Raw genomic sequence first — 15,156 nt, 5'->3', positions numbered from 1 at the left:
AAATACTTTAATTTTCAACTTTCAAAGCAGCTCTTGCTCAGAAAAATACTTTCACCGCCAAGATAGCGTTCGTACTCCTTGCCACAGGTCTGGTACGCAGCCATGCAAGTGAGTTGATTTACCACCGCTATACAGACAGACTTTTAATTATGTAGTATCCTGATGCCAAAAATAGAGAAGAAAATGAAATTGCGCTCTGTTAGTTTGGCTTCGGGATTAACCATATCAATATCAATAATATTAAGTATATTGGCTCCAGTTAAACCCACCAATAGCCAAATACCTCAGTTAAGTAGTGAAGAAATTCCCACCAACAAATTGGAAATAGTAAAAAAACGTGTTGATTTAATTCGTCTCAATGGTCAACGGGTCAAAATCATTGGTCGTTATACATCAAAATCCTGGCAACCTAACCCACAATCTACTGGAATTCCAGGTTTTAAAGGACTTTATACTAAGTCGCAAATTTTGCTTGAGGATAACACCAAGGTGAGCATTTTCCCATCTTGGAATAAACAATCTTTACGCCCGCCAGATGAGGTAGAAAACTATAATCATCAAATTGTTGAAGCAATTGGAGTTGTGCAGTTTCAAGCCTCACTTGCTCCAAATTCACAAATACATGAGTCCTTCATTAACTTAGAGCAATTAAGGCTGTATCTAGAGTAAAGCTTTTTGATTCTGTTTTTAACTCCACAGTTTATGCCATTCAATACTTGTGGGTTGAGGAAGGGGCAAAAGCCAAGCAAAAACCTTTAACCTTTACCCCAACCTCAATCTACATTTTAAAATGTTATCCCTTGTAGCATTGTCATCCTATTGATTTGAGGAGTTATTTCAGAAGGTTGAGAGTCGATTAAAAACCATATTATTTCTTGGCCATCAACTTCTGAGATTGCTCTACCAGGCGAATAAACTCACCTCGATAGCCATCCCGGTCTTCGCCCTTTCCTTGAGTTGCCAATGCGATCGCTAAATCATAATTAGCATTCCCTTTATACTCAGAGTTACGTAGCAACATCCCAAAAGTAGCCACCGCAGCAGCAAATCTTAGGTTTGTGGAGGGTTCCCTTTGGGCGCTGAAATCATCGTCTGGGATGGTTTGGGTAATTAGTTGACTGGTACTGTCTTGGGGCAATTTATATCGCAGTTTCAATTGCATTAACTCATTGCTGACAGTATCTGCTTGAGTTACACCAGAACGCTGATAACGCAAAGGGTCTACTTTTGGTAGTTTGACATCGCTATTTACACCAGTGGGAATGATTTCATAAAGTGCTGTTACAGAATGACCAGCCCCAATCTCTCCTGCATCTTTCTTGTCATCATTGAAATCCTGGTTTTGCAGCAGGCGGTTTTCGTAGCCAATCAAGCGATAAGCCTGAACTTTTGCCGGATTAAATTCCACCTGGATTTTCACATCCTTGGCAATAGTAAATAAAGTTCCTCTGAGATCGTTAACTAAAACTTTTTTGGCTTCTAAGAGGGTATCAATGTAAGCGTAGTTACCATTACCCTTATCAGCCAGTTGCTCCATTTTTGAGTCCTTGTAATTGCCAGTACCAAATCCCAATACTGTCAGAAAAATTCCCTGCTCTCGCTTCTGTTCAATTAATCGCGTCAGTTCTGCATCGCTAGAAACCCCGACATTAAAATCTCCATCGGTAGCTAAAATGACTCTATTATTACCAGAATTGATGAAGTTTTGTTTGGCTATCTTGTAGGCGAGTTCAATACCTTCTCCACCAGCAGTGGAACCTCCAGCCTGCAAGCGATCGATTGCTGCCAAAATTTTTGATTTCTGACTACCAGGAGTAGCAGGTAACACCAATCCCGCATTCCCAGCATAGACTACCAAACTTACCCGGTCTTCAGGACGCAGTGTATTTACCAGCAATTTGAGAGACTGTTGCACCAAGGGTAATTTGTTGGGTTCATCCATAGAACCGGAAACATCAATCAGGAATACTAGGTTGCTAGGTGGTAAAGTTTCGCTCTCTAGGCGTTTACCTTGCAAACCGACCTGTACAAGCTTGTGTTGCGGATTCCAGGGAGCAGCAGCAACTTCTGTAGTGACGGAAAAAGGGCGTTGGCTCTGCCCGTCGTTGGTATCGCCTTTTGGTTGGGGATAATTGTAAGTAAAGTAGTTAATCAATTCTTCGATTCGCACTGCATCCTTAGGCGGTAATTCTCCTTGAGTAATAAACCGCCGCACGTTACTGTAGGATGCTGTATCTACATCAATGGAAAATGTGGAAAGTGGATCGTTACTGACAAGATGAAAGGGATTGTCATCAATCCGGTTATAGTTTTCTGTATTAAATCTACCAGTTTGAGGTTCAGGGGCAACCGTTCCTCTAATCCTCACAGCTTGAGGTTTAGGGCTGACAGGGCGGTTAACAGCTTCCTCTTGAGCAATTGTGGGTAGGGGTTGAGTCTTGCGATTAATCCCAGCAGGAGTTAGATCGCTACGAGCCTCCAATTCATCTGTCTGATTGTTTAGGGTTGCTAACTCCGGTGCAAATTCGGACTGCAAGCGTTGCAGGGTTTTCGTATCTGCTGGGGTAACAATCTTGGGATTAGTCGCTATGAGTTCATTGCTCCGACGCACGCAGGCATTTAAGATGGTGGCAAACTCAGTTCGGGTTATAGGTACAGTACCAAAGTTTTGGATCGAGACGACACAACTATACTTTTGTACCAATGCCTGAAGTGATTGGTAGTCAGGGTGATTGGGTGGAATGGGGTTGGCTGGGGTCGAACTTTGAGGAGTTTGATTGGCTGGAATCGCAACCGTAGCAGACTGACGTAAAATTGCAATTCCTACTGACGGTATCAATAACAACATTGCTGCAATACTGATTCGCTGCCAGAGTTTGGATGGAATCGGGTAAGACATGACTCAATTCTCACACTAATTCGTGTATCGGCTCAAAACCTCATGGGATGTGTGGAAGCCCTGTGTAGTTAAACGGGGTTGCTGACATTTGAAGTTTCTAATTAATTAGAATAATCTTGAGTAACCTGGGATTTTATCGCTGTTACAGTTTTAGTAACTGTAACTAACAATTGGCAGTGATTGTACTGATGTGGTTAGATTCCTAAAAACGATCTGGTGAATCCCGTTGGCGTATACAGGCGATCGCTCTAATCAATTACTACGTGCGCCTGCCTTCACGGATGCAGCAACTAATACCGTTTCACTTTAATATTGTACACATAGGCAGCAGAGGGAGCAGGGGATACACAATCGAGTAAACATCCAAACTCAGTGTGATGCCAGTCTACTAACTAGACATTTTGAGATTGAGAATTATGATAAATACCCCAATATTCAATACCTCTATCGCGTAATATTGGTTCAGCACGGTGAATTTCTGCTTCTGTGCCATCAAGTATGAGCAGATAATAACTTTGTTGAAGGCGATCGCTATAAACTCGCGCGCGTTCTTCGGGAATACCTAGATCGCCTAGTGCTTTCACCAAATTCTGATTTGCTGCTGCTCCTACAGCAACGCCTGCTACACTGCTGACTAATGCTACACCTACAGAACCAGCCGCCAGCACCGCACCTAAGCCAGGAAGTGCCAGGCTGCTCAGACCAACTAACACGCTACCCCAAGTAGTTGCTGTCAGTGTATCTGCTACCGCGCCTGTTGCATTTACATCTTGAGTACCGATGCGATCGCTCATCTGCGCTTCACCTATGCGATCGCCCTTCTCTACATCTTTAGCAATGATAGAGACTTTTTCCATAGGAAAGTTTGCAGCTTTCAATTCATTAATTGCCTGCTCTACTTTTTGAGAATTGGCAAACACTCCTAAGGCGTGTGTCGTGTCTTTAGTTATCATATTTTCCTCTATAAATTTACTACACCCAAATGTTAGTAACTCCTACGGTTGCAGTTCTCTGTCTTTTGGAGAGTCTGAAAGCGTCAGAGGAAATATCTCATCTAATAGTCTGCCAAATTACTGGGTTTCGGCAGGGGAAAAGGAAAAAAACCTTTCGCTTTCACCCTAAAAAACTTTACATAGTTGGCTTGAATTGCGCCTACTTAACTTAGTTTTCTTCGCCTCTAAAGACAGATGTGTACGCAGATTTAATTGAATCTCCCGCTTTCTTTAGCTTTGGAATTGATGCCAAAGTGGGATAAAAACGAAGTGAGAGATTTAAAAGATATAAGTAATAACAAAGACTCTGGCTAGGATTATCCCACTCAGGTAGCGGCGTTCCCCGTTAGGCGATCGCTTTTCCATCGGCTAGTTACTGATATAAAACAGCCTATCGCACACCACCTAAGAGAGCAGATTTTCAGAAAAATTATGAGTTTTGACCAATAGTTTGGGATTGCAGGAATAATTGGCAATTTTAGGCATTTTCAGCCCTTAAAAATAGATTGTTAGGCAATTACTCTTTTAAGAACCATGCCAGATGATTTTATAGAAAATTCCCGCCAAATCATCTCCAGGTATCTGACATTAAAATAATTAATATAAGGCTGTGATTCTGATATTAAGCAGTAAAAAAATGTATTTTAGATTTTAGTAAAAATTCATTATTAACTTTTGTCTCAAATATGCCATAATGGCACGAGCCGAAAGGTAATACCTATTTAGATGCCTCTAACTACCATAGGGGTAAATTGCTCATTTGCTAATAAGCAAGCTCTGCAATTAGTTATTTATTACTAGGGTAGAGCTTGATTAGAAATTAGCAAAGAGTCTTAAGTATTTGTACATATCGACTCTTGAAATATTGAGCAAGAGGCAAGTTTTTCAATATTTGTTCTATAGCTAATTTAGGAATAGATAGCGATGAATTTGTTGGAGCTAACGAATAACGCAGTTGATTTAAAACCTCATGTCGATAATAAGCCAAGTCTAGAGTTAATTGACGTGGCTTATCCGCGTCCGCAGTTGCGACGGATTTCTACGAGAGATGCTACTCGCTCCCAGTGGCAAAGTCTCAACGGTCTGTGGAAGTTCGCATTTGATGACGAAGGCAAATGCACTCAACCCAGCAACCTGAAGCAATGGACTCATGATATAGAAGTTCCCTATGCCCCCGAATCTATCAAAAGTGGGATTGGTGACACTGGCTTTCACACCAATTGCTGGTATGAGCGAGAATTTGCCACGCCTCCAGGTGAGGGTAGATTATTACTGCACTTTGGCGCTGTAGATTATCGCGCTCGTGTGTGGGTGAACGATCTATATGTTGGCGAGCATGAAGGCGGACACACCAATTTCACTATGGATATTACTGCTGTCTTAAATGACAGCGGGATGACAAAAGTCACAGTCTGGGCGCAGGACGATCCGCACGACCTCGCCAAGCCTCGCGGTAAGCAGGATTGGCAGTTAGAACCCCATAGTATTTGGTATCCTCGCACCAGTGGAATTTGGCAGACAGTCTGGGTGGAACGTGTAGGGACGACTTATATAGATCATATCCGCTGGACTCCCGACTTTGAACGCTGGGAAATTGGTTGTTATGCAGCGCTCGCTGGTGATACTCCGACTGAGGGTATCCAAATGAAGATGAAATTGACTGTGGGCGATCGCGTGTTGGCTAATGATACCTATGAAGTATTCAACGGCGAGATTAACCGCCGGATTTCGCTTTCAGACCCAGGTATCGATGACTACCGTAATGAATTGTTATGGAGTCCGGAGAGACCGACGTTAATTAATGCTTATATTCAGTTGTCGTATAACGGGCAAATATTAGATGAAGTAATATCTTATACTGCATTACGCACAGTGAGTATTCAGCGCGATCGCTTTATGCTCAACGGTCGCCCCTACTATTTGCGCCTAGTTCTCGACCAAGGCTACTGGCCTGATAGCCTGATGACTGCACCCGACGATTTGGCGTTGCGGCGAGATGTAGAACTGACAAAAGCAATGGGTTTCAACGGAGTCCGCAAGCACCAAAAAATTGAAGACCCGCGCTTTTTATATTGGGCAGACGTGCTGGGATTGTTAGTATGGGAGGAGATGCCAAGCGCTTATCGCTTCTCCCCGAAAGCAGTGGAACGCATGACCCATGAGTGGACGGAAGTTATCAAGCGTGATGCCAATCACCCGTGTATTGTAGCTTGGGTGCCATTTAATGAGTCTTGGGGAGTGCCAAATCTAGTTGAGACACAGGCTCACCGGAACTATGTTTTGGCTATGTATCACTTAACCAAGACCCTTGACCCAACTCGCCCAGTGATTGGTAACGATGGCTGGGAAAGTACGGATACTGATATTCTTGCCATCCATGACTATGACACCAATCCCCTGCATTTAGCTCATCGCTATGGGCCAGAAGTACAGCTATCAGATTTATTTAATCGTCAGCGTCCCGGAGGGCGAATCCTCACTTTGGACAACTTTCCTCATCAGGGACAACCAGTAATGCTGACCGAGTTTGGTGGAATTGCCTATGCGCCAGAAGAACAGCCTGATGCTAACAAAGCCTGGGGATACGAGCGTTGCTGGAATCTCTCGGAATTAGAAATTAAATACACTGCTTTGCTGGAAAGTGTGAATAACATCGATATGTTCAGCGGTTTTTGTTACACACAATTGACCGATACCTTCCAAGAAGCTAACGGGTTATTGTACGGCGATCGCACACCGAAAATTCCACTGGAGACGATACGCGCTGCCACCCTTTCTGGAGGATTATGTACTCCCACAAGTTGTTAAAGCCAGATGGCCGCCAACTGACTTTATATAGCCGCTATCCAATTCCACAAGACATTACAGCGCCTAGCCCTAGTAATGAGCCAGTGCAAGCAAATCCCCACCTGCGCTGGCACCCCTTACGGGGCGAATGGGTAGCTTACGCCAGTCACCGTCAGGGGCGGACTTTCATGCCGCCTCCAGAATATAACCCCCTCGCACCCACCAGCAATCGGGAGTTTCCCACAGAACTACCCCAAGGGAAGTATGACATAGCTGTGTTCGATAACCGCTTTCCTTCTATGAAAGTAACGGCGCACGATCCACCAGCTAGCATTGTGGAAACTTTACCCGCTAATGGTGCGTGTGAGGTAGTAGTTTTTACTCAAGACCCCCATGCTTCCCTGAGTTCCTTAGAATTAGCTCATCTTGAATTACTGTTGCAAGTGTGGGGCGATCGCACTCGCGAACTCGGCGCAAATCCCCAAATTCAGTACGTGCTGCCCTTTGAAAATAAAGGTGTAGAGGTAGGCGTAACTTTACACCATCCCCACGGGCAAATTTATGCTTATCCTTTTATACCGCCCGTCCCAGCAAGAATGTTGGAGATGCAGCAGCAATTTTATGAGAAAAATCAGCGGGGTTTGTTAGCGGATTTAATTCAAAAAGAGATAGCTGACAACCAAAGAATAATTTATCAGGATGAGGAAGCGATCGCCTTCGTTCCCGTATGTGCGCGTTACCCCTACGAAGTTTGGATTGCGCCTATACAACCAGTAGCCAGCTTTTACGATCTGAGTGCAAAGCAACGTCAGGGATTAGCCAGGGCATTAAAAACCGTCACACTCAAATATGACGGTTTGTGGAATCGTCCATTTCCTTACCTCATGGCTTGGTTTGGTGCGCCTACAGACGGCAAACCTCATCCAGAAGCACATTTACACGCCCAGTTTTATCCACCCTATCGCACCAGCGACAGGCTAAAGTATTTAGCAGGAACCGAACTCGCCGCCGGAATGTTTGCCAACGATGCCTTACCAGAGGAGAAGGCCAAAGAGTTAGAGGCAGTAGCTGTAAATCATTGAAATGCCGATTTCCGCATAAAGAAGAAATCGGTAAACTCAAACAGGCGCATCCTTTAGGAGATGCGCTTATTCAATTTTTAGACAATTCATATCCGCTGATCTGTCACAAATCAGCGGCATAGTGAATTAAATTAAATTAATTAAAAATTAGGAAACCCAGATTCTAAAAGAGTTTGTGAGTTTGAATCTGGTTATGCTGTTTTTGTGTGCAAAGTCTTCTTCTAGTCATTGCGAGCGAAGCGAAGCAATCCCAGGCGTTTGCTTCGCTTCGCTCGCAATGACATAATACTTTGCGTGAATTATCACCCTCTAAAAAGGCACAGAGTTAACGCTCTAGGCAGTGTCTACCTTACTTGTTTTCCCAGCCTAAATCAAGTAAAATAGATAATCTCTGAGCATCACGAATTGCATGACCATCGGGGTCGTTATTGAAGTACACATATACGTCAATATCTTGCTTTAGAAATGAATGAATATGTTCAGCCCATATATATAATTCTTCATCGCTATAACCAACATTCCATTGCCCGTTGTGCATCCGAATATAAGTCCAAGAAGTAGTTAAACAAATATCAAGCGGAACTGTTGGTTGGGCTAACAGGTAAACAAAGGGCGACACCTGCATTTTCTAGGAGTTGATAAACTTGAGGAATTAGCCAACTTGAATGACGAAATTCAAATGTAAATCTTTGGTCTGAATAATTTTGTAGTAATTCTAAAAATGGTTGAAGACGCTCAATATTAATGTGCCAAGTATGAGGAAACTGAAATAAAATCGGCCCTAGTTTTTCTTGTAATCCTGATGCGCGTTCCATCAAACGAGATAGCGGCTCTATCGGATCTTTTAACTTTTTCATGTGCGTGAGATAGCGGCTACCTTTCACAGCAAACAGAAACTTAGATGGGGTTTGCTCGCGCCAAGTTTCAAACACAGAACGCTCTGGTAAACGATAAAAAGAAAAATTAATTTCTACAGTAGAAAAGTGTTGAGCGTAAAATGATAGTTGCTGTTCGCTAGGTAAATGTGGCGGATAGAAAATTTCCATCCAATGTTTATAAACCCAGCCACTAGTACCGATTTGCAGTTTACCCATTCATAATTGCACACAACGCCAGAATAGTTTTTATCAGAAATTTCTCTTGCTCATTTTAGAGCTACTAGCTTATTGCTAAATTCTTGAAGTTGTAGTTGAACCCAATTACCACCCCTAGCTGTACATTGGGGACAAATATCTCCATAGCCGTCGCCTTGGTCATTGCATACAATTAATCTCGCTGCCAACATCTGAAAAGTTTGATGGCAAATTAAACATACTTGGCTGCTTTTTTCTGTATTGCATTCTATTTGAAATTGCATATTTATTCTCCTAATTAAATGCATTTAAATAAATCTATAAATAACATCTATCCTTATATATTTGTCATCTATAATATGAAGTGAAATATGTAAATATTAATTGTGACCTTGGCTACAATTAGCTCTAAAAAAATTCATTAGAAATCTAATTTAGATGCCTCTGTGTTGTCTTGAGCAAACAGAAAAAATAACTCACTTGAACATGATTCGCGTCTCTAAGACACCGCACCCAGAAAAGGATGCGGTCGTTAACAAATATGTAGACTACTTCTGAGTAAAGAAAGCTACCTTATCTTGTCCTGCGGTTATATAAGCGCAAGCCATGTGTGATGAGTTATACGCCCAGCCTACCCGGCCTTGGCGGTCTAAAAGGATGCAACCGGCTTCACCTTTAACTTTCGATTTCAAAGCCTTAATCGCCATCTGTGCGGCTTCGTCTGGATGTCTGTCTCCAGTTAAGAAATCGATCGCAGTTTTAGCCAAAACCACTGGAATAATGGACTCGCCATCACCTGTTGTTGAGCAAGCGCCGAGCTTATTATCAGCGTACAAGCCAGAGCCGACAACCGCAGTATCACCAACGCGACCTTGTTGCTGTTTCGTAGTCCCGCCAGTTGAAGTGCCGGCAACTAAGATGCCGCTAGCATCCAAAGCTACGCAACCTACGGTATTAGGGCGATCTATAACTTCCTGTTCTTCCTTCCACTGCTGCCACTGCTCCTCGGCTATTAAGTCTTCTTTTTTACACATTTCGGCTCCGCAATCGGCAGCGAAGCGTTCTGCGCCTCTCGCGACTAGTAACCTGGGTTTGTCATCCATAATTTTGCGTGCAACGGAGATTGGATGACGGATACCTTGAACTGCTGCAACTGCTCCCCAACTTAAAGTACCTTCCATAATCGCCGCGTCTAGTTCCACTTCTCCGTCGCTGTTGAGAGTTGCACCTAAACTGGCGTTAAATGTCGGGTCACTTTCCAACACGCGGATGGCTGCTTCCACGGCTTCTGCGGCACTACCTCCACCGAGTAACACTGCCCAACCGGCTTCAGCTGCTGCGGTACAGCCTGCTTTGTTAGCTGCAACTTTTTCTTCCTTGATGGTTTTTGCCCCACCGTGAACAATAATGGTTGGTATCATAGAATTTCCTTTAATTAGTATGAATTTTGTGGGACAGAGATCGCTTCTATAGGTTCGTCAATTAGTTTGAGCGATCGCATTTTTAAAGTCTCTAAACCCAAGCGCTCAGTTGCTGAAATAAACACAGCTTCGGGATACTTTTGTTGAGCTTCCGCCAAAGTTTCGCTATCTACGCGGTCAATCTTGTTAAAAGCGATCGTACTTTTTTCAGGAATCTCAGGCATTTCTTGGAGAATTTCCTCTACACTCGCAATATGGTTTTCCCAAGCTGGATGGGATAAATCTACGATATGAAGCATCGCATCTGCCTCAATCACTTCCTCCAATGTGGCGCGAAATGCATCCATTAGCGGTGGTGGAAGTTCGTGGATAAACCCTACTGTATCTGTGAGCAGAATTGACCGCCGTTGTTGTGTTTCTGGATCTGTAATTACTACTTTGCGCGTTGTCGGGTCGAGGGTGGCAAAGAGTTGGTCTGCGGTGTAAACTTCTGCATTAGTTAACACATTCAACAACGTAGATTTACCAGCATTGGTGTAACCCACTAATGCCACAACTGGAATTTCTTGCTGTTGTCGTTGTTGTCTAATGCGGGCGCGATGTGCTTGTAATTGATTGACTTCCTGCTGTAGTTGAGCAATTCGCCGTTGAATTACTCGCCGTTCTGTCTCTAGTTTTGTTTCACCAGGCCCTCGCGTCCCAATTCCTGCACCTAATCGAGACATTTCCTGACCGCGACCGCGCAGCCGAGGTAACATATATTCGAGTTGCGCCAATTCTACTTGTAATTTACCCTCTTGAGTACGAGCGCGTTGAGCGAAAATATCGAGAATTACTTCTGTGCGGTCTACAACTCGAATGCCAATTTCTTGTTCCAAATTGCGGGCTTGAGATGCAGAAATATCTCGGTCAAAAACAATCAAATTAGCGCTAACTTTTTGGGCTAAAAGTTTAATTTCCTCAACCTTTCCCTTACCGACAACAGTTTGCGGATGGGGTCGTTCTCGCTTTTGTCGCATCGTATCTAGGACAATTCCGCCAGCACTTTCAACCAAACGCACCAGTTCAGCAAGTCCATCTTCAAAGCGTTGCGCAGAGACATCTTCTGTCTGTAGTCCTACCAACAAAACCCTATCTTCATCAGATACAATGTCTTGAAATATTCCCACGCCTGCGTCAGCGATTTCTTCTTCCCATTCTGCAACTAAAACATCAAATTCTTGTTCGGTTAGATCGTTCAAACTTAAAGGAGGTGAAATAACCCAAGGATTGTCAGAATCGGGGAAAAGATAAGCTAAAAAAGTATCTTTTACTTTTCCATCAACTACATTTAATTCTACTAGCGCATCTAAGCGCTGACGTATCATTGCAACCAATGCAGCTTCATCAGGTGGTTCTGATTTAAATTGAGTAGTAATACAACGAATACCGCTTAAGCGTTCTGCACTGCGACGGGGTAATTCTTCAGGTGGAATTTGAGTTTGATTTGGCGTTCCCACAGCAATTCGGATAATTTGCCCCCGTCGATTGATATAACAACAAATTGGTTGATGGATGTCTGTACTCATCCTCGCTAAAGCTTGAGCAAATTCTGGCGTAATCAATCTATCTCCAGGTTGTCGTTGCTCGTAAAGCTGCTGTAATCGTTTGATTTGGCTGGCTTTTATTCCCTGAATATTGCCATAAATATTTTGCATAATACTGGCAGTTGAGAAACTTGTTTGAGTCCGGTCTTTTTATTTGGAAATGAGCAGGCAAAATTCTCTACAGAGGAGTTTTATATTATGTCTATTTACTTATAATTAGCTCTATTAAATCTTAATTAAATCTACCAACCGACATAAGATTTATCATGGCTCTACAATTTGAGAACTTTGGTATTGAGTAACCTGCTCAATAATATTTGCTGCTTGTTTTACGCCGCCTGCTTGTTGAATTGATTGCTGAATTTTTTGCGCTTTCTTTCTATAGGAATCTGTCGTTAATACCTGCTCAATTTTTGAGCGCAATCTGGAAATGCTAAGTTCTGGTAGAGAAACCACTTCTCCGACACCAGTTGAACGAATGCGTGCGCCTGTTCCCGGTTGTTCAAAGGTGATGGGAATGGCTACTAAAGGTACACCGTAGCTGAGAGAATCCAATGTTGTATTCATCCCCGCATGGGTAATCGTCAGATTGGCTTTGGCCATGACATCTGGTTGAGGTGCATACTCGACGACTAATGGACAACCAGGTAAAGATTGCTCCATTTCTGCACTCATTCCACCTCCATGTGCAATTACCAGTTGTACATCTAGTTCTGCACAAGCAGCAGCAATGCAACAAAATACTTCATATTTAGTGTTTTGGACGCTTCCCAAGGAAGCATAAATCATCGGCTGTGTAGTCAGTTTATCGTAGGGAAAATCAATCAATTGTGGTGAAGCGTTGCGTAAAGGCCCTACATAATGGAGGTGCGATCGCAAGTTGGGAATAGGAAATTCAAATGTTGGAGGTTGTTGGCTAATATGGGCGAGTCGGGCGTTGGAGGCGTAGATATGGCGATAATTTGGCAACTTCCACTGTTGGCGATAGCGATTAATCGTTCGCAAAATTGGTTGACAATTGCGATCTAAAAAGTAATAAGCTACCTGATTGCGGATTTTTGCCCACGGGGTATTTTGATAATTCCAAGGAGTAAAAAAAGGCGGAACATCAGCGCGACGGTGAATTACCTGGCCGCAAGAAATGCAGATAAACGGAAGGTTGAGATATTCTGCTACTGTTTCGCCCACAGGTTCGAGTTGATCTACTAGCAAAACCTCAATTCCCGTTGCGGCGATCGCTTTTGGTGCATCTTGACAGATGATTTCCACCATTTGCTGGCAAAAATCCAGGGAGTAACGCAACGCCTCTACAGCACTTAACTTTCCCAATTGAGCAAAGGTTTCAGCCATTGAACCAGGTTGATAAATCGCTTCGCCAATCGGATGAAAGTTGACTCCTTGCGATCGCACCTTGAATTCCAAATCGGGAATTTGCAAAAAAGTAACCCGATGACCGCGCAATTGTAATTCTCGTCCCAAAGCAGCTTGGGGGTTTATATGTCCGGGATAGGGTGGGCAAATAATGCCAAAGTGAGTCATTGCATTTGAGATTTTCGCTTCTGCTCAACTCTACATCAACAGCAATAATACTCAAAATTCAACTTAATTATTCAAGACTCTCTGCCTATATATAGATGGAAGTTGCCACCAAGGTACATGGGGATACTCATGATGTTCTTCATGATAACCAAAGTGGTAGCAAGCGATGAATGACCAAAAAGTTGGCAAGGCAATTGTTTGGCTGCAATGGGGATAAATGTACCCTAATTCCGGTTCTCGATGAGGTAAAAAAGTTCCGAAATAAAACAGTTGCATTGAACTTAAAATTGGTGGAATACTCCAAAATAAGATGAGATTAATTTCTGAGATATGCAAAAAGTATTTAGCCAAATTAAATACGATAGTTAGCACTATTAATTGTCGCCAATTAGAGTATTCTTTCATGAAGCGGAAATACCAGGAAATTGCATTTTCGCTTTTACCATCATGAAAATCGGGGTCAAGTTCGCTAGCAGGATGACGATGATGTAACCAATGTTTCTTTAAAAGCTGTTGATATGGAAACACAGCGTAAAGCGTTACAGCTAGCGAACCGATAAAATTATTAATTTTCGGATTTTTGCGAAAAATCGACCCATGCATAGCATCATGCGCAGTAATGAATAATCCTGTATAGAGGAACATTTGCCAAACTATAGCAATCGGTATTAACCAAACTGGCATTATGGCATAGTTAATGCTCAGTAACAAAGCCAAACTACCTACCCAAAGGCTAATAATTAGTATGGCAATTACCAGCCCATAAACAGTATTTTCTTGAGCGCTGAATTGCTCAATTTTTATATAATAGCTAAGTGGTCGCTCGCAAATATTCAAACCAATACCTCTTTGCCTTGTTATATTTTTAATTAGAAAATTAAATAGTGCTTATTTGCCGAAGTTATATTTCAGCAAAACCACTGAAATTAATATCTAATTTAATGTTCTAATTTTATCGAGGTAAATTTTGGTTAGTTTCTATCTTTAGAGGCAAAATTCATCTACAATCTTTATAACCTGAAAGATAAATATAGCAGTAAAAATTAAGTGGATGTTTGGCAATTCCCACTCTACAGATATATAGAAAATTCAATGCTATTCCTCTATGTAATCCAAACTATAAATGATTGACAAATTCAATTTAAATATGGCGTTTCTGATGCCATTGCCAAGCGTGACTGATAATTTCTTCTAAGTTTGGGTATTGAGGTTGCCAACCCAATTGTTGTCTTGCTTTGTAGCTACTACCAACTAAAATAGGAGGATCGCCTGGTCTGCGATCGCGCTCTTCGATTTTAATTTTTCTTCCTGTTACTGTCTTGGCAGTTTCTATCAATTCTCTAACTGAAAAACCACTACCATTTCCTAAATTAAATACTTCGCTTTCTCCGCCTTTGAGCATTGCTTTTAAAAGTGTCAGCGTACCGATAACATTGTTTTGGTAATATTTGGCTGGATGAGTAACAGATACACCCACAGCAATGTAAGCTGCAAAATGCATCACTGCATCTATATTATGAGTGGAGAATATGCGAGCGAGAAGAGAGCGATCGCTCATATCCCCAACAATTAACTTTACCTGCAAAACATCTTCTACAAGTTCTCGATGTCCATTCGACAGGTTATCTAAAACAATTACTTCATAACCTGCATTTCTGAGAGCTAATACTGCATGGGAGCCAATATATCCGGCTCCTCCCGTAATTAAAATAGTTTTTGTCATTGGTTATTTGTCATTTGTCATTAAGCATAAGTCTTTTCTCCCCACACTCCCCAC

The 15,156-nt window shown here is 42.4% G+C and carries 13 protein-coding genes; 3 read left to right on the top strand and 10 right to left on the bottom strand.

Annotated elements, in window-relative coordinates; translation table 11 throughout:
- Positions 1 to 162: 162 nt before the first annotated feature.
- On the top strand, positions 163 to 669 hold the full coding sequence (locus tag AACU33_RS00105; protein ID WP_339375666.1) for a hypothetical protein: 507 nt from the start codon (positions 163 to 165) through the stop codon (positions 667 to 669).
- Positions 670 to 868: 199 nt separating this feature from the next.
- On the opposite strand, the gene AACU33_RS00100 is transcribed toward AACU33_RS00105, so the two are convergent.
- Positions 869 to 2,899, bottom strand: coding sequence for a vWA domain-containing protein (locus AACU33_RS00100; RefSeq protein WP_096586477.1), 2,031 nt, complete (start codon positions 2,897 to 2,899; stop codon positions 869 to 871).
- Positions 2,900 to 3,291: 392 nt separating this feature from the next.
- Positions 3,292 to 3,852, bottom strand: a complete 561-nt coding sequence (locus tag AACU33_RS00095; protein ID WP_096586476.1) for a general stress protein — start codon at positions 3,850 to 3,852, stop codon at positions 3,292 to 3,294.
- Positions 3,853 to 4,815: 963 nt separating this feature from the next.
- Here AACU33_RS00095 and AACU33_RS00090 point away from each other — a divergent pair.
- Positions 4,816 to 6,699, top strand: a complete 1,884-nt coding sequence (locus AACU33_RS00090) for a glycoside hydrolase family 2 protein (RefSeq protein WP_096586475.1) — start codon at positions 4,816 to 4,818, stop codon at positions 6,697 to 6,699.
- Entirely contained in the window at positions 6,678 to 7,760 is a 1,083-nt protein-coding gene (gene galT, locus AACU33_RS00085; protein WP_096586474.1) for a galactose-1-phosphate uridylyltransferase, read from the top strand. Before AACU33_RS00090 ends, galT begins: the two co-directional genes overlap by 22 nt.
- Positions 7,761 to 8,109: 349 nt before the next feature.
- On the opposite strand, the gene AACU33_RS00080 is transcribed toward galT, so the two are convergent.
- From AACU33_RS00080 to AACU33_RS00045, 8 genes are all read right to left on the bottom strand, one after another.
- Positions 8,110 to 8,385, bottom strand: a complete 276-nt coding sequence (locus AACU33_RS00080) for a DUF72 domain-containing protein (RefSeq protein ID WP_339375665.1) — start codon at positions 8,383 to 8,385, stop codon at positions 8,110 to 8,112.
- Positions 8,333 to 8,854, bottom strand: a complete 522-nt coding sequence (locus AACU33_RS00075) for a DUF72 domain-containing protein (protein ID WP_339375664.1) — start codon at positions 8,852 to 8,854, stop codon at positions 8,333 to 8,335. Before AACU33_RS00075 ends, AACU33_RS00080 begins: the two co-directional genes overlap by 53 nt.
- Positions 8,855 to 8,904: 50 nt before the next feature.
- Entirely contained in the window at positions 8,905 to 9,117 is a 213-nt protein-coding gene (locus AACU33_RS00070) for a hypothetical protein (RefSeq protein WP_096586473.1), read from the bottom strand.
- A 264-nt stretch (positions 9,118 to 9,381) separates the two neighbouring features.
- Positions 9,382 to 10,254: an isoaspartyl peptidase/L-asparaginase family protein gene (locus tag AACU33_RS00065; RefSeq protein WP_096586472.1), complete on the bottom strand. Its 873-nt coding sequence runs from the start codon at positions 10,252 to 10,254 to the stop codon at positions 9,382 to 9,384.
- Positions 10,255 to 10,268: 14 nt separating this feature from the next.
- Positions 10,269 to 11,951, bottom strand: coding sequence for a GTPase HflX (hflX, locus tag AACU33_RS00060; protein WP_096586471.1), 1,683 nt, complete (start codon positions 11,949 to 11,951; stop codon positions 10,269 to 10,271).
- Between the two features lie 153 nt (positions 11,952 to 12,104).
- Positions 12,105 to 13,379 carry a glycosyltransferase gene (locus AACU33_RS00055; RefSeq protein ID WP_096586470.1) on the bottom strand — a complete coding sequence of 425 codons (1,275 nt, stop codon included), beginning with the start codon at positions 13,377 to 13,379 and terminating at the stop codon, positions 12,105 to 12,107.
- A gap of 63 nt (positions 13,380 to 13,442) precedes the next feature.
- The gene (gene crtW / locus AACU33_RS00050) at positions 13,443 to 14,216 is read right to left on the bottom strand and encodes a beta-carotene ketolase CrtW (protein ID WP_096586469.1); all 774 of its coding nucleotides are present in this window, start codon (positions 14,214 to 14,216) and stop codon (positions 13,443 to 13,445) included.
- Positions 14,217 to 14,520: 304 nt separating this feature from the next.
- On the bottom strand, positions 14,521 to 15,102 hold the full coding sequence (locus AACU33_RS00045) for a GDP-mannose 4,6-dehydratase (RefSeq protein ID WP_096586468.1): 582 nt from the start codon (positions 15,100 to 15,102) through the stop codon (positions 14,521 to 14,523).
- Between the last annotated feature and the right edge of the window lie 54 nt (positions 15,103 to 15,156).

This window comes from Calothrix sp. NIES-2098 (assembly GCF_963875125.1).
Classification (GTDB): Bacteria; Cyanobacteriota; Cyanobacteriia; order Cyanobacteriales; family Nostocaceae; genus Aulosira.
Note: the sequence above shows the minus strand (reverse complement) of the source record. Positions and strands in the feature narration are given on the sequence as shown.